Here is a 22,050-nt window from a genome sequence, read left to right as displayed (position 1 = left end):
TATAAAATTCACTTTAATAATATAGGTGAAAACATCGGATTATAGCTGGGTAACGCAGTCAGTAAAAGCTGGATTCTTCCATCTAACATTTAGTGGTGATGAAGAGTCCCGCACTGATTGAAGTTTCACTTTATAGCACGCTACAATGTTTGAAGTAAGGGATTCCTTTAACGCATAGAATCTTGTGTTCAAAGTCGATTGTGAGTTAGGATGCAATAAATGATAGTTTTCTATACAATTAAATAGGAATTAACTTAAGTTGTGTAGAAATGATACAAGAAGAAGGAGTCTTATAAATGACAAGAGGAGGCAGAAACATTGACAACAGAGGCAAGTAAATTACAGACGAGAGACCAAATAGCTGAAGAGAGAACTTGGAGATTAGAGGATATCTTCGCAACCGATGAAGCGTGGGAAGAAGAGAGAAAAGAAATTGTAAAAGAGTTAGAGAAATTTGCTGATTTTAAGGGAAAGCTAGCTAATTCCGCGGATCACTTATATCAATTATTGCAATTAGAGGATCAAGTGTTAGAGCGAATTGGTAAATTATATACCTATGCACATATGCGTTATGATCAGGACACAACAAATAACTTTTATCAAGGCTTGAATTCCAAGGCACAAACATTGTATGCACAGGCAACGAGTGCAATCAGTTTTATCGTTCCTGAAATATTAAGTATTGGAACAGAGAAGTTAGCGGTATTTATTGAAGAAAAGCCAGAATTAAAACATTATGATAAAGCATTAAATGAAATTACCCGACAAGCTGACCATATTTTATCAGAAAAAGAGGAAGTATTGATTGCAGAAATGAGCGAGGTAATCAATAGCTCATCACAGACATTTGGTTTGCTTAACAATGCTGACTTAACTTTCCCGACAGTTAAAGATGAAAACGGGATTGAAATTGAACTGACTCACGGGCGCTATATAAACTTTTTAGAATCAGCTAAGCAGTCGGTTCGCCGTGATGCATTTCAAGCGGTGTATCAAACATATAGAAAGTTCATTAATACTTTTTCATCAACATTGTCTGGTCAAATTAAAAAAGATAATGCGCTTGCTAAAATTCGCCACTATCAGTCTGCACGTGAGGCTGCACTGGATCAGAATAATATTCCAGAAACCGTTTATGATAATTTAATTGAGACGGTGAATGATCGATTAGATCTATTACACCGATATGTTAAGCTGAGAAAAAAAATATTAGGTTTAGATGAAATGCATATGTATGATATGTATACTCCGCTCGTTAAAGATGTGGATTTCAAATATTCCTATGAAGAAGCACAGGAAATTTTAATAGCGGGACTTGCGCCACTGGGTGAAGAATATATTGAACGTTTAAAAGAGGGCTTTGCTAATCGCTGGGTTGATGTGGAAGAGAATAGAGGGAAACGTAGTGGTGCTTATTCATCAGGTGCTTATGGAACAAATCCTTATATTCTGATGAATTGGCAGGATAATTTAAATAATGTCTTTACACTTGCACATGAATTTGGTCATTCTCTACATAGCTATTATACACGTGAAAATCAACCTTATCGCTATGGTGACTATTCTATTTTTGTTGCTGAAGTTGCCTCTACATGTAATGAAGCATTGTTAAACGAGTATTTAATTAATAAAACAGACGATCCAAAAGAGAAACTCTTTTTATTGAATCAATTCCTAGATGGATTTCGCGGAACGGTATTTCGTCAAACAATGTTTGCTGAATTTGAACATTTAATTCATCAATTAGAACAAGATGGTGAAGCATTAACTCCAGATACATTAACGGCTCATTATTATGAGTTAAATAAGAAGTATTATGGTAATGCTGTTATTCACGACAAAGAGATCGGCCTTGAGTGGGCACGTATCCCACATTTCTACTATAATTATTATGTTTATCAATATGCAACAGGGTTCTCAGCTGCACAAGCACTGGCTGCACAAATATTATCCGATGGCCAGCCTGCAATTGACCGTTATTTTGGGTTTTTAAAAGCTGGTAGTAGTGATTATCCAATAGAGGTACTGAAAAAGGCCGGAGTTGATATGACTGAGAAGACACCGATCTTGCAAGCACTGGATATCTTTGAAGAGAAACTGAATGAGATGGAAGCCCTATTCGAAGAAATAAACTAAGATTAGTATTCAAGAAAAACGTGGTACTTTGACAAAGCTTAAGTCAAGGCCACGTTTTTTTATTACTTCAAGTATTTTACGCTTTCCCACTGACAAAATATTGTCAAATAGCAATTATTCATCAATTTACATGATCATTTGAATCCCTTAAAAATATTGCGATGAAATAATGAACTTAGAGTATAATAAGTGGTTATGAACAGAAGTGGTAAAGTTATGAAGAGTGGAGCAATTCGCATCAATCCAAATATGTTGAAGATCACAACAGCCATAAATAAAGCCAATAATAGAAGTAAGCGTACAGCTTTATTCATTATCATACCTACTTTCATTTGTGTTGGTTATAAGCATTATATGTTATGACTCGAATAAATATCAGAACATATCAAAATTGTAATTGCCGAGCATAGAACAGCTGCTTCCGAGCATAAACTGTGATTTCCGAGCATAGAACAGCTGCTTCCGAGCATAAACTATGATTTCCGAGCATAACACATCAGTTTCCGAGCATAAACGATTTTTGAGCATAGGACATCAATTTCCGAGCATAAACTGTGATTTCCGAGCATAAAGCATCAGTTTCCGAGCATAACTGTGATTTCCGAGCATAACACTCCTGCTTTCGCGCATAGATCCCGCAATCTCGAGCATAGCAAATCGTAACAGCTAGTTATATTTATCCAATAAAAAAAGAGAGCCCATCTTGTAGCTCTCTTTAGATATTATCATAGTGCCAATAGTCATTGTTATTAACACGAACTTGACTGACAATTTGTTTTAATTGTAACTTTTTCATTTCTCTTTCGGCTTTTTTAAGTGTCCAATCATATATAATTGCAATTTCCTCTGAACTTATAAAACGATAAAATGAAATAAAATCTACTAAATCAGGTTTATCAATTGGCTTAATTTCTTTTTGTAGCAGAGTGGTTAACACTCTTACATAAATATCGTAACCGCAAGAACCAGATATTTTTAATCCTTCATCTTCTTCTGATTCACTAAAAAAGACAATTGAAGGAGTTTGATCAATTTCCATTTCTCTTGAAAGCTTTAAGTCACAACGCAAGGCTTTCTTAGCACTGTTTGAGTGTAGGTCTCTTTTGAATTCCTCTACATCAAGGTTTGTTTCTGAAGCAATTTGGATTAAGCCTTCATCAATTGAAATATCCGAATTACTTAAAAATAGCTTCTCCTGCACCTTATTCAAATAGCGTCTGCCTGCTTTTATCCCTTGGAGCTCCGCAGCTTTAATTGCAAAGTAAATATCAGCTGGGTACTTGATTGGGCGTTTACTTAAAGAGTTATGATCAAAAAAGTGTCTTTTTTGCTGATTAATTTTATCTGCTAATTGTAAAAGATTATCAGGATAATCAATTATTTGCTGATTGAACCTTAATAATTTACTATATAAAATTGGACGAATGGTAAAAAAACGACCATACTCAAGTTGGAGTTTCTTTATATAAGGATTGAGAGCCCAAGATTCGGGGCAAATCGGATCAATAAATAGATATATTTCAATCGGCTTTTTTAGAAGATCAAAATAGCTACACTGGACCTTTTTAGTACGACCGTTTAGCTCAAGATAAGGTTCAGTTTGTTTAAAGCTCAAATCGATTCTCCTTTCTAATCTCTTTGTTATCAAATAAAAATTAAATTCTATTTATATAAACATTGTAACAAGTACTGCCATGATCGGGCAACTGATACGCTTTAAGCGTGACAATAATCATTGAAGGGATTGGTAAAAACGGGCAATCTTATTAGGTGTATGTTTTTTTTCAATTTGATACATTTCTAGAAGCTGATTAAGTACCTGTTCAGCTTTTTCTTTACTACTTGCTTCTACTTCAAGCTCATAATCAATTTTATGATTATATTTACTTTTATCTAATACGATTAAAGCATCGAATTGATTAACCTCAATTCGCTCGGTTAGTAGCTGACCACCATATTTAATTTTGTCGCGACTAATAGACAATTCATTCAATTTGCTATCAATGTTAGGAATTGATGTTATTTCGTTTCTTAGCCACAATTGTAAAGTATCGTGTGTGATCTTATTGTGTGTTTCAAGGAGGCCATCTTGATAGGGTTGTTTAAGTGTTAGAACATAGTGACCATTTTTTTCACGAATTCTTAATGCAGCACCTTGCTTTTTTAAAGCAAAATTATCAGTTTCAAAATAGTAGTTTATTTGGACTTTTGGTTTAATGTTGGTATGATTTAAGTACTTACACAGTGTATCATATTCAAGTTTGGTTAAAAGATTTTTCGATTCGTATTCCATTTCTTGACTCAAAAATAAACAACTCCTTTTGTTGAGTGGAAGGGGAGATTAAATTTTTATCTCATTAATTGATTCGTATAAGAATAATAAATAGTATAATCTATTTTACTAATAAATGTCGAGAAAGCTTGATCGAAAAAATGATTTCCTATGATACAATAAAAATAAAGGTGGTAAAAATGATGGAGGAGAATATCAACTGGTCAACCTTTTTAGCCCCTTATCACCAAGCGGTTGATGAACTTAAGGTTAAATTACGTGGGATGCGCAAACAGTATGAGATAGAAGCAAAACATTCACCAATTGAACTTGTGACTGGTCGTGTTAAATCGACATCGAGTATTTTAGATAAAGCAAATCGAAAGGGAATTCCACTTTCTGAAATTGAAGAGAGGATCCAAGATATTGGTGGTGTCAGAATTGTTTGCCAATTTGTTGATGATATCTATACCATTGTTGAGCTATTACGAGCGCGACATGATTTTGAAATCATTGAAGAAAAAGACTACATAAAAGATGAGAAGTCAAGTGGTTATCGGTCATATCATGTTGTAATCCATTACCCGGTTGCAACGATTCATGGTGAAAAGTTTGTTTTAGTCGAAATTCAAATCCGTACGTTAGCAATGAATTTCTGGGCAATCAATGAACATTCACTAAATTATAAATATAGCGGAGAGATTCCTAAGGAAATTCAGACAAGATTACAGCGAGCTGCAGAGGCAGCCTTTCAATTAGATGAAGAAATGGCAAAAATTAAAGATGAAGTTCAAGAAGCACAATGGATTTTTCATCAATATAAAAGTAAATCACATAAAAAAGGTGGCTAGTTAGCAATGAAATTTTATGTCTCGTCAAAAGGTGATCATAAATCAAACACGATTAAATCGATTATTGAACAATATTTATTGGATTTTGATTTAGTTTTAAGTAGACAAGAACCAGATCTAGTCATCTCGGTTGGTGGAGATGGAACTTTCCTTCATACTGTTCATGACTATTTTCATCGTTTAGAGGAAACAGCTTTTATTGGTGTACATACTGGACATCTAGGTTTTTATGCAGACTGGTTACCAGATGAGGTTGAGAAACTAGTCATTGAAATTGCAAAAAGGCAATTTGAAATTAAAGAGTATCCCTTACTATCGATGAGTATTTTCTCCGCAAATCAAAAAGAACCGGTGGAATATTTAGCTTTAAATGAAGCGACGATTAAAAAAATTGAGGGTTCTGTTGTTGTCGATGTTAAAATAAATGGACAGCAATTCGAACGTTTCCGTGGCGACGGTCTTTGTGTCTCGACACCTTCAGGAAGTACAGCCTATAACAAAGCATTGGGTGGTGCTATTGTTCATCCTTCGCTTTCAACGATGCAAATTACTGAAATGTCTTCAATCAATAACCGAGTATTCAGAACGATTGGGTCACCACTTATTTTACCAAGTCACCATGTGTGTCAATTTGTTCCTGTTAATCGTGACCAAAGTTTTCTTATCACTATCGATCATATTACTAAGAATGTTGAAAATGTAGTTGCACTTGAATATGCCGTGGCAAAACAGAAAATCCGTTTTGCACGATTTCGACCTTTTCCCTTTTGGAAAAGAGTTCGTGATTCTTTTATTTCCGATGAACGGTAATATAAATAGAAAGGCGTTGAATAACATTTGAAATGGCTTGTTTCTCAAGCGGAGAATCAAATGATCCTCCGCGATTTTTTACGGAGTTTTATTGGGTTATCAAGGAATATGATTAAGATTTTAAAATTTGAAGGTGGGCAAATCTTAGTCAATGATGAGATAGTTAATGTTCGAACACGTTTAACTACCGGTGATCAAGTGGAAGTGATTTTTCCTATGGAAGAACGTGCTCCTAGTTTAAAACCAGAAGCCATTGAGTTGGAGATCGTTTATGAAGATGATTTCATCTTGATTATTAATAAACCTGCTAAAATGCCAGTGATCCCTTCGATGACTTATCCATCAGGAACAATAGCAAATGGTTTGATTGCTTATTATGATCAACTTGGGCTTGATTATACAGCCCATATTGTAACAAGACTTGATCGCAATACATCTGGTCTTATGCTTGTTGCTAAACAACAGTTTTGCCATAGTTTATTCCATAAAGTTGAAATTGATCGATATTATCAAGCGATAGTTAAGGGGGAGATCCAGGAAAAAGGTGGGACTATTGATGCGCCAATTGGCAGAGACCCAGATTCAATTATAGCTAGAACTGTAAGAAAAGATGGTCAAAAGGCAATCACCCATTATCAAGTGATTCGACATAACGATGAATCAACGATAGTAGATATTCAATTAGAAACAGGGAGAACACATCAAATTCGGGTTCATTTTGCTCATCTGGGTCATCCTTTATTAGGTGATGATTTGTACGGTGGTCCAGTCGAACAAATAGATCGACAGGCTTTACATTGTGTTTCACTGGCATTTACTCATCCGGTAACGAAAGAAAAATTATCATTTCACTCAGAATGGCCACCAGATATGGCATCACTTGTATAGAGAAGATCGCCAACTAAATTAAAAATTATGGGACGAGCTGAAGTTTATCTATTTTTAATCATATTGATGAAATTTCTCTAATTGAAGGATCTGTTGTGATTCAACTGTAACAATCGTTTCTTCAGGTAATTGAAAGGCTGCTAGTTTATTTCCAAAGACACAACCAAGGTCAATATTGATCGTTTTGTTTAAAATCCGCGGTTCTAGAACAGGTGTGTGTCCATATACAATCCAATTATCCCCATGATAGTATTTTGCCCAGTCGCGTCGGATAGGTCATCCATCCGGATATCTATCACCTGTTACATCACCATAAAGGACGAAGGACTCTACCTTTTTATCGTAGCGGCCAATGTAGTCTGGTCGAATACCAGCATGTGCAACAATGGTATTTATTTTAGGTAGTTGTAAGTAAAGCTCTGCTTGTTCGTACAGAGCCATAAATTTTTTCTTAATCACTCGCTGTTCATCTTTGGTTAAAGCATTTAATTCGGCTACGGTTGTTTCTAAACCATGTTGAACTTTAACCTTATTCCCCAGGAAATAACGATATAGTTTATTACAGTGATTTCCAGGTATATAATGTGCCAGTTTATCTTCAAATACAAGTTGATAAACGAGACTGATTGTTTTTAAAGAGTCTGGTCCCCGATCTGTTATATCACCTAGAAAGATCAGTTGACGTTGATCAGGATGATCATAATGACCTCCATTTTTTTGATAGCCTAATTTCTCCATCAAGGCGAGACACTCAACTAAACAACCATGCACGTCCCCAATAATATCAACTTTCATTTTAAAACCTCCCAAAATCGTGTTATAGTTATTTTAGCATTTAATGATTGTTTGATACATGATTATGTGGGGAAATAAAATCTTATATAGCCACTGTATGATATGAAGTTTGCTACAATGGAAAATAGGTTAGTTTTTGATTGGTATACTTAAGATATTTTGGAGGAATTCATGATGAAAGATCTAGAAATACATGCTAGAGATATAATTAATAAAGCAATAGAAGAAGCTTTATTGAATGAGGAAATTAGTCGCTTTAGATCAGAGTTTTTAAAGATCCACCCCTATGATCAATCAGAGTTTTTTGAAGCGCAAAATCAAGAAATTCGTCATTTGATTTACTCGTATTTATCACCAGAAGAAATGGCAAATGTAATTGAGCATACTGAAGAGGGTCGGTCTAGTGAGTTCATAACTGAAATGAACCCTACTTATGCTGCTCAAGTAATAGCTAAATTAGCGACTGATGATGCTGTTGATATCTTAAATGATCTAGATAAAAATATGGTTGTTAGCTATTTAACGATTATGCCTGAAAATGAAGCAAGGGAAATTAAAGATTTATTACATTACGAGGAAAAAACTGCTGGTAGTATTATGACAACTGAGTTTGTTGTTGTCACAATAGATATGACTGTAAAGGAGGCTATGCGTCACTTAAGAAAAGAAGCACCTGAAGCTGAGACGATTTATTATATTTATGTGGTTGATCAAGATCAGTGTTTAGTTGGTGTTATTTCATTACGTGACTTGATTATTGCGGAAGGTTCTTTGACGATACAGGATATTGTTAATGAGCACGTTGTATCTGTTGCTGTTGGTGATGATCAGGAAGATATTGCTCAAATGATGCGTGATTATGATTTTCTCGCATTGCCTGTTGTTGATTTTCAAAATCATTTGTTAGGAATTATAACTGTTGATGATATTATGGATGTTATGGAAGAGGAAGCTAGTGATGACTATTCTAAATTAGCTGGGGTTGATGTGGATTCAGCAGATCAAAATCCTCTTGCAGCAGCTAAAAAACGGTTGCCATGGTTGATCATTTTGTTGTTTTTAGGACTTTTTACAGCAAGTATTATTGCCCGTTTTGAAGAAACTTTGGAACAAGTTGCTTTACTTGCGATATTTATTCCTTTAATCGCGGGTATGGCTGGTAACACCGGAACTCAGTCATTAGCTGTTGCTGTTCGAGGAATTGCAACAGGTGAATTCCAAAAGCAGGGTTTATTTAAAATCATTATTCGTGAAACGATAACCGGATTGATTACTGGTATCACTTGTGGTTTGGCGATTTGGCTAATTATTTATATTTGGCAAGGTACTCTATTTTTAGGTTTTCTTGTTGGCTTGTCTATTGCAGCTACACTACTAGTTGCTACGATATCTGGTGCGCTTGTCCCACTATTGATGCATCATTTCAAGATTGATCCTGCCGTTGCATCAGGACCATTTATCACAACGATTAATGATATTATTTCGATTACCATTTACTTTGGTATGGCAACATTGTTTATGCAATTTTTAATTTAAGTGCTGATCAACTGACAGTAACCTACCGATTGGTTAAAGGGCCTTTAGGTCATCCACTTGTGATAGTAACAAATATTTTTGATGGGACGAGTAACCGCAGTCCCAGTCCCAGTCCCAGTCAGTGGGGAAGACTGACTAAACTCACCGGATGTTGTGATAAGCTCTGTACGACTCGGTTTCCCTGAGCCCAACCCCCACTGATTGGAGTTTCACTTTATCTAATATCCGATGAAGATTTACTTGATTGACATAATCATCTTGTGAAGTAAATGTCGCAGGTCCTATATTATCTATAATTGAGTTCATTTCAGCATATCTATATTTGCCCCTTATTGATCTAAATAAGTTGTCTTTTTACTTACTTTTCGGTAATATAGCATCAGGTACTAATAACACGTTATAAACTTTTGGGAGGTTAATGAAATGAATTTTTCTTTAGAGGATAAAACATATGTCATTATGGGAGTTGCTAATAAAAGAAGTTTAGCATGGGGAATTGCAAAAGCTTTAGATGAAATGGGTGCTCGCCTTATTTTTACTTATGCAAGTGAAAGATTTGAAAAACCCGTAAAGCAATTGGCGGAAACACTTAAGGGAAAAAATACACTTTTTTATGAATGTGATGTATCAAGTGATCAATCGATTGCTGAAACGTTTGCTCAAATTAAAGCTGATGTAAATGTGATACACGGGGTAGCACATTGTATTGCATTTGCTCAAAGAGAGGATTTAAAAGGTGAATTTGTTCAAACTTCTCGGGATGGGTTTTTACTTGCTCATAATATCAGTGCTTATTCATTGGTGGCAGTAGCACGAGAAGCGGAACCATTAATGAGTGAGGGAGGTAGTTTGGTGACACTGACCTATTTAGGTGGGGAGCGCGTTGTGCAGAATTACAATATTATGGGTGTAGCAAAAGCGAGTCTCGATGCGAGTATGAAATATCTTGCTAACGATTTAGGGAAGAAAAACATTCGAGTCAATGCGATTTCAGCAGGGCCAATTCGTACATTATCAGCCAAAGGTGTTGGAGACTTTAACACGATCCTAAAAGAAATTGAAGCAAAAGCCCCGTTACGCCGAACTGTAACCCAAGAGGAAGTGGGATCAACTGCTTATTATTTATTAAGTGATTTATCACAAGGAGTGACAGGAGAAATCATACACGTTGATTCTGGTTATAGTATTTTAGGTTTATCTTAAAGTGAGCATATATGCTCGCTTTTTTTTATAGGTGATTGTCACGACTTTTGTCTTACTCACATATAGTAAGTGGTGAGAGGAGGGATTTCAGGTGACTTTACGACCAATGTTGTATATAGAACAACCAGACCTACAAGCTCCAATTGCACCGATGCAAGAAGAATATCATTCGATGAATCAGTCATTATCCTTAGCAAAAGAGAAAAATAGGATTCAGTCAGAATTAACAAAAGAGAATGTGATAGATACAGAAACCTCAGTCCAATCATCTGATCAGGATTTAAGTCCAAAAACAACAGACAGATTTGATCAGATGACAATAGAAGAGAAAGTGTGTTACTTAGCGAAACCATCATCATTTTTGCCAAGAATGAATTGTAAAATATCAATCAACAATACAAAGTACCGCGGTAAAGTATTAGCTCTAGAAAAGAGCCAAGTTGTCTTTGAAGAAACTTCATCTGCAAAAAGACATAACTTTGATCTGAAAGATATTGATGATCTTAAGCTACTTGGCTTTTAATGACATCAATCTATATCCATCGCAGTGTAACTGTCAGGAAGACTCCCACTTCAAGCATTCGAAGGAAGTAAAGCATTGTAAGTAGGAGGTCAATTGATAGTATGGACCTGATTGTTCTAGGGCCTTTAGGTCGAACCCCTTGTGGTACTAAAAAACAGTGAGGATGAGGAAAATCCCCACTGATTAAAGTTTCATTTTATAAGAAAAAAAAGAGGTTCCCTTTTTTAGGAACCTCATTCTGATCATTAGAGTGCGCTAATTGCAGGTAAACAAGTAATGTGACAGAAACAATCGACATTGACAGTAATACAAATATCTGTTGCTTCTAGATTACCTGTGTTTTGCTCTACTGGTGAGGTTGGATCAGTGTTTGAATCAGATGGGTCTCGTAGTAATTCTAGGATTGCACAGTTATCTTTGTCTACTTTTTTCACTCTGAAATAGAAGCTACCAATTACATTTCCGATGTTATCGATTGGAGCACCATAACCTTTAAAAGGCCCACAGTCTTTACAATATAATAGGACTGGAACGGTATCTAGATTAGTTGGGACTGGTGTTTCACCAAGTAAATTAGCGATGGACTGTTCACAGCTAGAATCACAACAATCATTAGCTATATTATTTTGTGCATCAGCAATTTCGCGTAAAATATCTGCCACACAATTGCCTGACTTAAATTTACTTCCACATGTCATTTTTACTTACCCCTTTCATGTTTTTTAAAACTTCTTCAATCTCACTTATAAGGTATGTCGATTTAGTATCTTGGTGTGGGCATTGAAAGGAAGGATAAAAATAAAGGCACATATTAGGTGAATAAACATAGACTAATAGCGACTTCATTCTCGTTAAAAAAGGAGTGTAAAATAAATGGCTGATCAAAAGAAGATTATAAAAGTCAATGATTTAACGATTCAGGCAGAGAATGTTCACTTTGAACCAATTCCACGCGAAGTGCGTCCTGTTCATCCTTTATTTGGCCGTCGCCCGCCAGTGGTTGCACAACCACAAGTTACTGAAAAGGAAGAGCAAGAGAAAAGTGAAAAGTCTACTGATGAAGAGACTGCTAAAGAAGAACAAGTCCAAGAACAACCTGAACGCCGCCCACCATTTTCATGGATATAAGTATAAAAGTTTAATCATCATTTTCTCGCAGTGCAATTGTTAGTAAGACTCACACTTCAAAAATTCGAAGGAAACTTAGAATTGTAAGTGGGAGATTTACTGACAGTAACGGGCCGATTGATTCCGCACTTATGTGGATGTGAGCCTCGATAATAGCGAATTTAGTCAGGCATAGCTACGGGTGGCAAGATTCAGTAAAGATCGATAGGTTCATCTAATATTCAGTCAGTGATGAGAAAAACCCCTTTAAATGAAGATTAACTTTATTAAAAAGGGGTATAGTCCAATTAAGGAGGGATGGCCGTGGGTTATATTTTGCCTATTCAGAATTACCAATCACAAAATGACCATGAACGAGTGATTCAAGCAAAAACAGATCCAGATCCAATCCCGGTTGATCGCCTTTATCCAAAAAGGATTGAATTAAGTTATGCCACAACAACCCACCAAGAAGGATTATTAGATGAAAACCTTGATGAGAAGGGTAGTCTGGATCACTTAGACAAAGCATATAATATGGTCATCTCGGATCAAATGAAAGATGTTTACGCAAAGCTAACTGGAATTGGTGGTCAAATCAATGCCTATGTATAATGAAGAAAGAGCCATTTCTACCTCAATTGAATGTGGAGTGGCTCTTTTTCTTGATATTCAGCATAGAAAATATCTTCTATTGATTTAACATTTTGGTGTTTAATTTGTTGTTCTAACCATTCTTGATCTCTTTTGATCTCTGCTAGGTTATCATGAATAATTTCTCCATCATTAACTAAAGTAATCGGAAGAACAACTTCTTTATCTTTAAGATTTAAATCATGCCTATTTGGGCTTTGACAAGCTGATTTCTTTAGTACTGAAACTGTGCCGTCGTTTTCCAGAATAGCAAATTCAACTTCACGGAAGGAGAAAACATCCTTTAGCCGCAATAAATGTTGAAGTTGATTAACGTCAAGTTTGCTTTTCTTCATTACTTCACGATCAAGTTCTCCTTTATTAATGATAATGGAAGGTTTCCCTTCAATTAATGACCTTGATCCTTTGAAACGCTGGGTAACAAATTCGGTCAGATACATTAAGCCACCCCAAGTAATGACGGCAAGAGACATGTGTAGAATACTGACATTTTCATCATAAAGTGCATTCCCAACAAGTTCACCAAGTAAAAGTGCTGAAATAAAGTCGAAGGCAGTTAGTTGACGAATTTGTGTTTTTCCTAAGACTTTTGTAATGATAAAAAGGGCTATAAAACCATAGATAGTTTCGATGAATATATAACCATACTCCATATAATCATGCTCCCCTCCAAGTTGTTAGCTACAGCTTGGACGATTTATAGGAGTTTTATACATTAATAGACTATTTCTTTGTGGAATAACTGACTGTATGCCTCCACTTCAATCATATCAGAAAGGCCTATGGGGTTAAAAGCCAGTAAAGAAACATAATCCCTGGTTAAAACTCGCTAGCGGATGAGGAAGATCCCATTGAGTGAGGATCAACTTTCATCATTGTAACATGTTTGATTCCTGCTTCAAAAAAAGGTTGTGAGCATATTTTATATCCAATTTTTTGATAGAAAGGAATCGCATGTGCTTGAGCATTTAAGTAAAAATAATTGACTTTATTTTGCTGAGAGATTTTTTCAATCGCAAACATTAGTTTTTTTCCATAGCCTTGGTTACGATAGGGTTTTAAAATGGCTACTCGTTGAATCAAGGCCTTATTAGCAACTAATCGTATGCGTGCTGCAGCGATAGGAATATCTTCAAGAGAACCAATAATATGAATCGCATTTTGATCGTATTGATCATATTCAATTTCGGGGGCTACTCCTTGTTCTTCAATGAAGACGCGATCACGAATAGCGAATGCAGTTTCTATTTCTTTATCTGTTTTTGCTTCAATACACTTCATTAATGTCAAACTCCATTTCTAATATTAATCGATTTCAACCAATTAGCTCATTTGTATCCTTGTGGAGCTCTTTTAAAAATAACAATTAGTCAGGTGGAAGAATCGTTTAAAGTTTTATCTCGCGATCGGGACGGCGGCCGGAAACATTCACGAGAATACCGGCTGATAACAAAGTAAAGACAAGTGACGTTCCACCATAACTAATGAAGGGTAGTGGAATTCCTGTGATTGGCAAGAGACCACTCATTGCTCCGAGATTAAAGACAGCTTGGATTGTGATTTGAAAAGTTACACCTAATGCAAGAAGTCTTAAATACATCGAATCAACTTCTTGGGCAATTTTAATCCCCCGATATAGGATAAATAAGTAGCTACCGATTACAAAGATAACTGCAATTAATCCCAATTCTTCAATTATAACAGCCATAATAAAATCAGTGTGTGCTTCAGGTAAATAGCCAAGTTTTTGCACACCGTTACCAAGTCCATTCCCTGTTAAGCCACCTGTGGCAATCGAAATATATGAGTTTATTAACTGATAACCATCGCCAGCAGGATCATCAAAGGTATTTAGGAAAGAGGTTAATCGCTCTAAACGATAGGGTTGTGATAAGGCTAGGAAAATAACCCCGCCAAAACCAATTGACGCTAATAAAACGATGTGGTGCAGTCTAACCCCACTAAAGAATACAATTAAACTACAAATTAATAGAATATGCGTCGCTGTCCCAAAGTCAGGCTGTTCTAAAATTAGGAAAAAGATAATCGCTAAAATCACGAGCGGAGGTAAAACAGCCTTTTTAAATTCACCAATATAGGGTTGTTTTTTAGCGTAAATATATGAAAAATAAATGATCATAAATACTTTAACAATCTCAGAAGGTTGAAAGATAAAGGGACCAAAACCTAACCAACGTTGAGCCTCGTTTCTAACTAGTCCAACTCCAGGAATCAGAACAAGTATTAATAGGACTATGGATATGAAAATTAAAATTGGGCTTAATTTTCCTAATGTTTTTAATGAAATAAAAGACATAACGATGAACACAAAGATGCCTAAAACTAAAAAGATCAACTGTCTAATAAAAAAGTGATAGCCATTGTCGTATTGTAATGTGGAAAGCGTATAGCTAGAGCTATAGACCATAATTGTCCCAAATATAGACAAGGATAAAATAGCTATAATTAATCCATAATCAAATTTCTTCAAACGATTTTTCATAAATAAAGACCCCTATTCAATCGATTCATCCTTACCAAACATGTAGCTTTTTGTTCTTAGGTGTACACTGGTGACAAGACCTAGTGCCATCATATTTGTTAAAAGAGCACTCCCACCATAACTTATAAACGGGAGAGCGATACCGGTAATCGGCATTAAACCAATTGTCATCCCAATATTTTGGAAGATTTGAAAAGTAAACAAACCAATCACTCCAATGCAAATATAGACACCAAATAATGAATTGGCATGAAGTGCAATCGTGATGATCCGGTAAATAAGTAAGAAAAAGATAATAATTAAAATACTAGTACCGATAAAGCCGAAATCCTCGCCAATAACAGCAAAAATAAAATCGGTGTGTGCTTCAGGAATACGGCCGCTTTGAACTTGATAACCCTGATTAAAACCGGAACCAGTCAATTGACCAGAGCCTATCCCAAGTAAAGCTTGCTGTAGTTGGTAGCCAAAACCTTGGGAATTCTCAGCAGGATCTAACCAACCGTAGATTCGAGAGAGCTGGTGACTCTCAATTACTTTATTGAATATTTCAATATGATTAAAGTAAAGATAGATTAAAGTACCTAATCCAGCTATTCCCATTGAGGCCAATAAAGCACTCATCTTTAATGAAATGCTTGATGTTAGAATTAATATAAAAACAGCAAATAAAATCATTAAAGTTGTGCCTAAATCTGGCTGTTTAAAGATTAATGCAACTGGTAAAAGGGTGTAAAAAAGTATTTTCAAAGTGATTGGAATACTTTCTTTAAAACTAAGCCGGTTTTTTCCAACCTTAGCCAGCAACATGGCGATATGTAAGACAAGGAAGAACTTCATAAACTCAGATGGCTGGAGATCAATAAAGCCTAAATCCAACCACCGCACTGCTCCTTTTTGTTCTTCACCAAAAAAACGAACGGCTAGTAGTAATAACATGCCAACAATATATAAAATCCAGGTCCATTTTTCAAGCAATTCAAAGTCAAAATAGGCAACGACCATCATTACGATAAAGCCAACACCATACCATAGAAGTTGTCTTTTTACGTAGTAAGTTGGATCGCCACTTGCATATTGTCCCGAACCACTATAAATTGCTAATAAACTAAAAACTAATAAACAGCCTAATAAGAAAACAATTGTATAATCAATCGGTAATTTTTTAGATTGCATAAACGTACCTCGTTTTCATAAAAATTTCATAGATAACCTTTAAAGGTCAAAAGATTACTCCCTTATCATATCAAAAAAACACTCAAAGATGTTAATGAAAGATCATTTTTCAAAATAATTATGGGGCTTGACGAAAAAAGTGATTTAGCTTATATTATAAACACGTCTTATTTTTGTTGATCGCCATTATCGGCCAAGATGGATCTTTAATATTATGGGCTGTTAGTTCAGCGGGAGAACGCTTCGTTGACATCGAAGAGGTCACTGGTTCGATCCCAGTACAGCCCATACCATAAAAACGCTTGACCCTTAAAAGGGTTGAGCGTTTTTGTTTTGTTTAAAATAACAGAAGGGAAAGAATAAAGCGAGTAAATTATGACAATTAGTTTATTCATCTTTACTTTATTTAATAAACGATATAATGCGTTTGAAGACTAATGAAGAATATACTAACTCATAAGATAAATACAACAATCTCAGCATGTTTGCGGGCTTTCAGGATGAAGTATCCTACGAAGATGATAACAGCACTATTCATTTTATTGACTATAAAAAGGTAAAAGACAAAGTAGAAGAAGAATCATTTTCAGACTTATAACGATGGTGAAGCAAAAACTAACTATGTAGAATTTTTCACACCTACAATCGATACAGTTGAGGGAATTCATGATTAAATTTTTCTTAGAAATAGCTTCAATACCAAGGGCTAAATGAGATTGGCGCTGAGGAAATTGAAAAAACCGAAATAATTTAGCACGTGATCATTTAAAAGATGGTTACTTTGTGATATGTAGGATTGATCCTAACCACAAAGTTCATTAGAGGCTGAGTGCTATAATTAGAGCTCTTTTTTTATTCAAAACCAAGCCCTCACTTGATTGTGGGGGCTTGGTTATTCAATAACTCTTCACGCTTCTCAAGCAATTGCCTCAATTCCTCAACGTCTTCAACAGTTGCTTGATTTCGAATAAAACTCCGAGCACGCGAACGGTCACTTAAATATTTAGCGCGCTCCTTATTTTTTGCTTGCCATTTCTTATTTGCTTCAGTCTGTTTATTTTTGTCCATAATAGATTGTTAGAAGGTTTTAGTTCTATTTCGATTATTTTTTCTTCGTTGCAACAACGATAAGTAATACTGCTAGTGACGTGACAAAAGAGGTTGTTGCTATAATCATTGTCATAAGTTGATTACCCCTTTCTAAAAGTGGTATATAAGCAGTAAGGAGTTGTAGCTCCTCACTGCTTATTCCTTATCCTTTTTGGATAGCTTTTAGTCAACTAGTGCTGTGATAAGTGAAGCAACTGCTGTGATCAAGCCGGCTATTGCTTCACTTATTTTTATTAAGACCTTCTAACAATTGTTTCCCTCCCTCTAACTTGTTAATTATACTATGCATAGTGAGTAGAGCAAACCATTTCCAAAAGCTTTTAATCATTTCTAAATAAAAAAAGAGGGTTTATCCTCTCGAATAGATGACCAAAAAAGTGACCAACATTTGATTTTTTTCGTCACTTTTTGAAAATATGTGAGATTGTCTTGTCTATGACCTATCAAGTATTTATAGTACCGCAAAATCAAAAATCTGACCATGCAAAAATATAAATGACCTATGACCGTAAAGATTTAAATAGTAATTGGGTGCTGTTTTTTATACTTTAAGTTCAGGCCTTGAAGTTCATAATCTGATACGGGACTTCCATATTAGTTAATCAGTACATATTTGAGCCGATCGATTTCAATCATTATGAAAGCATCTTAAATGATAAATATTTGTTACCGCTAAATATAATCTAGGATTGAACGAGTATCGATTGTATCATTATCGATAACTATTAAGGGCATTGTGGGTTAAATCCTTAAAACTACTCTAACAGATTTATTTTCCGTTTTTATAGACGATCCCGAAAGTGGGGTGACCTATGGGAAAAAAGTCGATCTATTTTGTATATTGGCAAATGCTCAATTTGATGGTTCACCTTTATTAATTTTAGTGGTATAAGACATAACTGAAAAATATCTCTTTTTAAGCAGGTTTTTATCTTTTTATGTCGAATACATTTCCAAAGACAAAAAGTAAACTTTTTAAATCAAAGTTCATTAAAAATTGAAGAAGTCTATTTAGGGTATCTAGAGGAAAATATATCTCTTAAATATGTTACAGATATCAGTTTATACAATAAGGAGTTTTTCAATTAAATATTTTGTCCTGATCGTAGAAAAACATTTTTATTAAAACTACTAGGAGATGATTTAAATGGTTAAAAATTTGGCTAGGGAACAAAGTTCATATTTTGACGGGGGCTTGTTCCAGCTAATTGGGTGGAGTATATTAGGTGGGATCGTTACATTCCTGACTTTTGGAATTTGCTATCCATGGGCTTTATGTATGGTGTATGGTTGGAAAATTAATCATACCGTAATAGAGGGACGAAGATTAAAGTTTACTGGATCAGCGATAGGGTTATTTGGAAATTGGATTAAGTGGCTATTACTAACAATTATTACATTTGGAATATATGGCTTTTGGGTAACCATAGCATTGGAGAAATGGAAAGTAAAGCACACCATATTTATTGATTGAGACTAAGGAAAAACCTATATTAATGAATAAACCGTGTGGAATCAGTTTTTAAAAGCTTGATTTCATGCGGTTTTTTTGTGTTTTTTAATAAAAAAGTTAGTTTTCAACTTATGTCCTAGCCTCTATTTACGATTAGTCAAGTGTATTTCATCATTTTCTTTTATGTTAGTGATTTAATTTTGACAGGGTAAGTTTCTTTAAGAGACCACTGAAAAAGTGGACTTTTCCCAACTCTGACATCCATTTTCCACTTGCAATCTACCCCCTTAATTCTCTTTTGCTGGATGAGCGGATTAAATGTGCTATAATAAAAAAATACGTCTGGAAGCATTGATATTTATTATCAGTAAAAAACTAGGTAAGCGTGGGCGTTTATAGTTAGTATGTCATGTTTAAACATACATTCTATCCGATTAGAATGTTTTTTTATGTCTAGTCTTTTTGCTTTTCTATATCCTGTCTGGGGGGGAGTTTAGCCTAAACGAATACGTTTAAATTTTATTTATTATAAAGGAAGTGTATGTTATGTTAGGACGTTTCTTTTCTTATTATAAGCCGCATCGGCGTTTATTTATTATAGATTTTTCATCAGCTGTTATTGTCGCTCTGCTGGAACTTTTATTTCCTGTCGCTGTTCAGTGGTTTATTGATGATTTGTTACCGAGCGGAGAATGGAATAAAATTGTCACTGTTAGTATTTTGCTCTTTTTTACTTATTTATTAAGTACATTTCTACAATATGTTGTCACATATTGGGGGCACAAGCTAGGTGTTAATATTGAAACAGATATGCGGGAAGAGCTATTCAATCATATCCAACGTCAATCTTTTCGTTTCTTTGATAATACAAAAACAGGACACATTATGAGCCGTATTACTAATGATTTATTTGACATTGGAGAACTAGCCCACCATGGTCCAGAAGATTTCTTCATTGCAATCATGACTTTTGTGGGAACTTTTTGGATTATGTTCACGATTAACTTCAAATTGACGCTCATGATTTTAATCATCGTGCCAATCCTTATTTTATTGATTGGATACAGCAATATTAAAATGAGTAAAGCCTGGAAAACGATGTATGAAAATATTGCCGACGTGAATGCCCGTGTTGAGGATGCGGTATCCGGTGTACGTGTTGTCCAATCTTTTACGAATGAGAAGTTTGAAATGGACCAATTCGTTATGAATAACAATAAATTCCGTTCTGCAAAGCTTAGCTCCTATCGAGTGATGGCGTTTGTATCAGCAAATATGTATATGTTGATGCGATTTATTGTCTTGCTTGTGCTTGTCATTGGTGCATGGTTGAGCTTTAATAACCAGCTTTCCTATGGTGAATTGGTTGCCTTTGTTTTATATATGAATGTTTTATTCAATCCAATTCAAAAAGTCAGTGCCCTACTTGAACTATATCCAAAAGGGATGGCTGGTTTCAAACGCTTTATTGATTTACTAGATGTTGAACCTGAAGTGCAGAATCGCATCGATGCAATAGAAGTAACGGATCTTAAAGGCGATATTCAGTTTAATAACGTTACATTTGGCTATGAAAAAACACAATCTCCTGTTTTAAAGGATATGAACTTTAAAATAAAAGCTGGTGAAACAACTGCTTTTGTTGGACCATCCGGAGCTGGGAAAACAACTATAAGTTCGCTTGTTCCCCGTTTTTATGATGTGGACAAAGGGAATATTACAATTGATGGTATTGATTTACGTGATATGACTAAAGAATCACTTAGAAGTCAGATTGGCATTGTACAACAAGATGTCTTTCTGTTCACTGGGACTTTACGTGAGAATATTGCTTATGGAAAACTTGATGCAAGTGATGAGGAAATAGAGTTAGCTACAAAACGAGCTCATATGGAGGAATTTATTAAAGAATTACCGGAAGGGTATGATACTCAAGTTGGAGAGCGGGGATTTAAACTTTCAGGCGGACAAAAACAACGTATTGCCATTGCCCGAATGTTTCTGAAGAATCCTCCAATTCTTATTTTAGATGAAGCAACATCTGCTCTTGATACAGAAACCGAAATGATTATTCAAGAGGCTTTAACTGAATTAGCTAAGAATCGGACAACGATTGTGATTGCCCACCGATTAGCGACAATAAAAAATGCAAATCGGATTATGGTTGTTACGAAAGATGGGATTGCCGAGGAAGGTAGTCACGATGAATTGATTAAACAGAATGGAATTTTTGCTAAACTTCATAGAGTACAAATGCAGTAAAAACAAATCATACATTAATTTTGTTATGCTTTTGCTCTAGGTTAACTGTGGATAAGGCTAAATCCCAAATGGACATAGATGAATAAGAGGTTGGGCTAAAGCCCGGCTAAAAATAAAAAGGGAATTCAGTAGATGATATGCTCCCTGTCTACTTGACAGGGGCAGTTCAAGAAACTGGATTCCTTTTTGATATCATGATCATTTAAATAGATTCATGACGTTTTAAATGGTTTAGAGCTGTCACTCCATGATTTACACTCTGGGTGGACGCTTTCCGAGGGGGAATGTTTTTGATGGGACGAGTAACCGCAGTCCCAGTCCCAGTCCCAGTTCCAATCACTGGCGGATGTGGGAGGCAGACTAAACTCACCGGGTCCTGTGGTAAGGTCTACATGACCTAGGTCACTTGGGCCTAACCCCCACTGATTGAAGTTTCACTTTATTAGAAATTAACTGGTGACGGGTTCAATAATGATGGTGAATATAAGCCCGTCTTTTCTACAATGCCTTAATTAAATTTGACTTTTATAAAGCTTTTTATGTTAATATAAAAACATTAAGAATCACATGTCACATTTATTCAGCAAAAGAGTCATATATTTAGGAAAACCCTAAGTTTTACTAGACTTTAATGAATGAAGATGTAGCCATGGGTAATGTAAAAAGTTCTATGAAAACTAAGGAATAAATAAAAACATGAGATTTAGCTATTAAAAATTGGTTAAATACTAATTTAATGTTCTTGGAAAAGAGAATAATTGTTATTGATCC

At 35.2% G+C, this 22,050-nt stretch carries 19 protein-coding genes, 1 tRNA gene and 1 pseudogene; 12 read left to right on the top strand and 9 right to left on the bottom strand.

Annotated features, from left to right (window positions below; all coding sequences use genetic code 11):
- Positions 1–318 precede the first annotated feature (318 nt).
- Positions 319–2,136, top strand: a complete 1,818-nt coding sequence (gene pepF / locus KQI76_RS08530) for an oligoendopeptidase F (protein ID WP_216399904.1) — start codon at positions 319–321, stop codon at positions 2,134–2,136.
- Between the two features lie 715 nt (positions 2,137–2,851).
- Here pepF and KQI76_RS08525 read toward each other — a convergent pair.
- Both KQI76_RS08525 and KQI76_RS08520 read right to left on the bottom strand, forming a co-directional pair.
- Positions 2,852–3,751, bottom strand: a complete 900-nt coding sequence (locus KQI76_RS08525; RefSeq protein WP_216399903.1) for a DsbA family protein — start codon at positions 3,749–3,751, stop codon at positions 2,852–2,854.
- 117 nt (positions 3,752–3,868) lie between these two features.
- Complete coding sequence (locus KQI76_RS08520) at positions 3,869–4,441, bottom strand: CYTH domain-containing protein (RefSeq protein ID WP_216399902.1); 573 nt, start codon at positions 4,439–4,441, stop codon at positions 3,869–3,871.
- 170 nt (positions 4,442–4,611) lie between these two features.
- On the opposite strand from KQI76_RS08520, the gene yjbM reads away from it, so the two are divergent.
- Genes yjbM through KQI76_RS08505 form a run of 3 tightly spaced genes read left to right on the top strand, consistent with a single transcriptional unit; the run spans position 4,612 to position 6,957 of the window.
- Entirely contained in the window at positions 4,612–5,259 is a 648-nt protein-coding gene (gene yjbM / locus KQI76_RS08515) for a GTP diphosphokinase (protein WP_216399901.1), read from the top strand.
- A 6-nt stretch (positions 5,260–5,265) separates the two neighbouring features.
- A complete protein-coding gene (locus tag KQI76_RS08510) occupies positions 5,266–6,069 on the top strand; it encodes an NAD kinase (RefSeq protein ID WP_216399900.1) in 804 nt (267 codons plus the stop codon).
- 60 nt (positions 6,070–6,129) lie between these two features.
- Positions 6,130–6,957, top strand: a complete 828-nt coding sequence (locus tag KQI76_RS08505; RefSeq protein ID WP_216399899.1) for an RluA family pseudouridine synthase — start codon at positions 6,130–6,132, stop codon at positions 6,955–6,957.
- Between the two features lie 54 nt (positions 6,958–7,011).
- On the opposite strand, the pseudogene prpE reads toward KQI76_RS08505, so the two are convergent.
- Positions 7,012–7,752, bottom strand: a pseudogene (prpE, locus tag KQI76_RS08500) (bis(5'-nucleosyl)-tetraphosphatase PrpE).
- Positions 7,753–7,926: 174 nt separating this feature from the next.
- Between prpE and mgtE the strand changes: the two are divergent.
- The 3 genes from mgtE to KQI76_RS08485 all read left to right on the top strand — a co-directional run bounded on the left by mgtE (position 7,927) and on the right by KQI76_RS08485 (position 11,014).
- Positions 7,927–9,288 (top strand): magnesium transporter, encoded by a 1,362-nt coding sequence (gene mgtE, locus KQI76_RS08495; RefSeq protein ID WP_216399898.1) that lies wholly within the window; start codon positions 7,927–7,929, stop codon positions 9,286–9,288.
- A 423-nt stretch (positions 9,289–9,711) separates the two neighbouring features.
- Complete coding sequence (gene fabI / locus KQI76_RS08490; protein ID WP_216399897.1) at positions 9,712–10,491, top strand: enoyl-ACP reductase FabI; 780 nt, start codon at positions 9,712–9,714, stop codon at positions 10,489–10,491.
- Between the two features lie 91 nt (positions 10,492–10,582).
- Complete coding sequence (locus tag KQI76_RS08485) at positions 10,583–11,014, top strand: CotO family spore coat protein (RefSeq protein WP_216399896.1); 432 nt, start codon at positions 10,583–10,585, stop codon at positions 11,012–11,014.
- Positions 11,015–11,259: 245 nt separating this feature from the next.
- Here the strand turns inward: KQI76_RS08485 and KQI76_RS08480 are convergent, their stop codons facing one another.
- A complete protein-coding gene (locus KQI76_RS08480; protein ID WP_216399895.1) occupies positions 11,260–11,712 on the bottom strand; it encodes a CotY/CotZ family spore coat protein in 453 nt (150 codons plus the stop codon).
- Positions 11,713–11,887: 175 nt separating this feature from the next.
- Between KQI76_RS08480 and KQI76_RS08475 the strand changes: the two genes are divergently transcribed.
- Both KQI76_RS08475 and KQI76_RS08470 read left to right on the top strand, forming a co-directional pair.
- Positions 11,888–12,142 carry a hypothetical protein gene (locus KQI76_RS08475; RefSeq protein WP_216399894.1) on the top strand — a complete coding sequence of 85 codons (255 nt, stop codon included), beginning with the start codon at positions 11,888–11,890 and terminating at the stop codon, positions 12,140–12,142.
- Positions 12,143–12,445: 303 nt separating this feature from the next.
- Positions 12,446–12,736: a hypothetical protein gene (locus KQI76_RS08470; protein ID WP_216399893.1), complete on the top strand. Its 291-nt coding sequence runs from the start codon at positions 12,446–12,448 to the stop codon at positions 12,734–12,736.
- 17 nt (positions 12,737–12,753) lie between these two features.
- Here the strand turns inward: KQI76_RS08470 and KQI76_RS08465 are convergent, their stop codons facing one another.
- The 4 genes from KQI76_RS08465 to rodA form a co-directional block, all read right to left on the bottom strand.
- Positions 12,754–13,428, bottom strand: a complete 675-nt coding sequence (locus KQI76_RS08465; protein WP_216399892.1) for a DUF421 domain-containing protein — start codon at positions 13,426–13,428, stop codon at positions 12,754–12,756.
- A 166-nt stretch (positions 13,429–13,594) separates the two neighbouring features.
- Complete coding sequence (locus KQI76_RS08460; RefSeq protein WP_216399891.1) at positions 13,595–14,056, bottom strand: GNAT family N-acetyltransferase; 462 nt, start codon at positions 14,054–14,056, stop codon at positions 13,595–13,597.
- Between the two features lie 106 nt (positions 14,057–14,162).
- Entirely contained in the window at positions 14,163–15,278 is a 1,116-nt protein-coding gene (gene ftsW, locus KQI76_RS08455; RefSeq protein ID WP_216399890.1) for a putative lipid II flippase FtsW, read from the bottom strand.
- Between the two features lie 12 nt (positions 15,279–15,290).
- On the bottom strand, positions 15,291–16,454 hold the full coding sequence (gene rodA / locus KQI76_RS08450) for a rod shape-determining protein RodA (protein WP_216399889.1): 1,164 nt from the start codon (positions 16,452–16,454) through the stop codon (positions 15,291–15,293).
- 216 nt (positions 16,455–16,670) lie between these two features.
- Here rodA and KQI76_RS08445 point away from each other — a divergent pair.
- Positions 16,671–16,742, top strand: a tRNA-Val gene (locus tag KQI76_RS08445).
- 582 nt (positions 16,743–17,324) lie between these two features.
- Here KQI76_RS08445 and KQI76_RS08440 read toward each other — a convergent pair.
- Complete coding sequence (locus tag KQI76_RS08440) at positions 17,325–17,522, bottom strand: hypothetical protein (RefSeq protein ID WP_216399888.1); 198 nt, start codon at positions 17,520–17,522, stop codon at positions 17,325–17,327.
- A gap of 1,189 nt (positions 17,523–18,711) precedes the next feature.
- On the opposite strand from KQI76_RS08440, the gene KQI76_RS08435 reads away from it, so the two are divergent.
- Both KQI76_RS08435 and KQI76_RS08430 read left to right on the top strand, forming a co-directional pair.
- Positions 18,712–19,038: a DUF898 family protein gene (locus KQI76_RS08435; RefSeq protein WP_216399887.1), complete on the top strand. Its 327-nt coding sequence runs from the start codon at positions 18,712–18,714 to the stop codon at positions 19,036–19,038.
- Positions 19,039–19,563: 525 nt separating this feature from the next.
- On the top strand, positions 19,564–21,279 hold the full coding sequence (locus KQI76_RS08430; RefSeq protein ID WP_216399886.1) for an ABC transporter ATP-binding protein: 1,716 nt from the start codon (positions 19,564–19,566) through the stop codon (positions 21,277–21,279).
- Positions 21,280–22,050 lie beyond the last annotated feature (771 nt).

The sequence above is a fragment of the Amphibacillus sp. MSJ-3 genome (assembly GCF_018919165.1).
GTDB lineage: Bacteria > Bacillota > Bacilli > Bacillales > Amphibacillaceae > Amphibacillus.
This window is presented reverse-complemented; position numbering and strand designations above follow the sequence as displayed.

Excerpts from the sequence above, each read along its gene's own strand:
- KQI76_RS08480 (WP_216399895.1), bottom strand. The coding sequence starts at position 11,712 with ATGACATGTGGAAGTAAATTTAAGTCAGGCAATTGTGTGGCAGATATT.
- KQI76_RS08440 (WP_216399888.1), bottom strand. The coding sequence starts at position 17,522 with ATGGACAAAAATAAACAGACTGAAGCAAATAAGAAATGGCAAGCAAAA.
- ftsW (WP_216399890.1), bottom strand. The coding sequence starts at position 15,278 with ATGAAAAATCGTTTGAAGAAATTTGATTATGGATTAATTATAGCTATT.
- fabI (WP_216399897.1), top strand. The coding sequence starts at position 9,712 with ATGAATTTTTCTTTAGAGGATAAAACATATGTCATTATGGGAGTTGCT.
- KQI76_RS08475 (WP_216399894.1), top strand. The coding sequence starts at position 11,888 with ATGGCTGATCAAAAGAAGATTATAAAAGTCAATGATTTAACGATTCAG.
- KQI76_RS08460 (WP_216399891.1), bottom strand. The coding sequence starts at position 14,056 with ATGAAGTGTATTGAAGCAAAAACAGATAAAGAAATAGAAACTGCATTC.
- KQI76_RS08465 (WP_216399892.1), bottom strand. The coding sequence starts at position 13,428 with ATGGAGTATGGTTATATATTCATCGAAACTATCTATGGTTTTATAGCC.
- rodA (WP_216399889.1), bottom strand. The coding sequence starts at position 16,454 with ATGCAATCTAAAAAATTACCGATTGATTATACAATTGTTTTCTTATTA.
- mgtE (WP_216399898.1), top strand. The coding sequence starts at position 7,927 with ATGAAAGATCTAGAAATACATGCTAGAGATATAATTAATAAAGCAATA.
- yjbM (WP_216399901.1), top strand. The coding sequence starts at position 4,612 with ATGGAGGAGAATATCAACTGGTCAACCTTTTTAGCCCCTTATCACCAA.
- KQI76_RS08510 (WP_216399900.1), top strand. The coding sequence starts at position 5,266 with ATGAAATTTTATGTCTCGTCAAAAGGTGATCATAAATCAAACACGATT.
- KQI76_RS08430 (WP_216399886.1), top strand. The coding sequence starts at position 19,564 with ATGTTAGGACGTTTCTTTTCTTATTATAAGCCGCATCGGCGTTTATTT.
- KQI76_RS08505 (WP_216399899.1), top strand. The coding sequence starts at position 6,130 with ATGATCCTCCGCGATTTTTTACGGAGTTTTATTGGGTTATCAAGGAAT.
- KQI76_RS08435 (WP_216399887.1), top strand. The coding sequence starts at position 18,712 with ATGGTTAAAAATTTGGCTAGGGAACAAAGTTCATATTTTGACGGGGGC.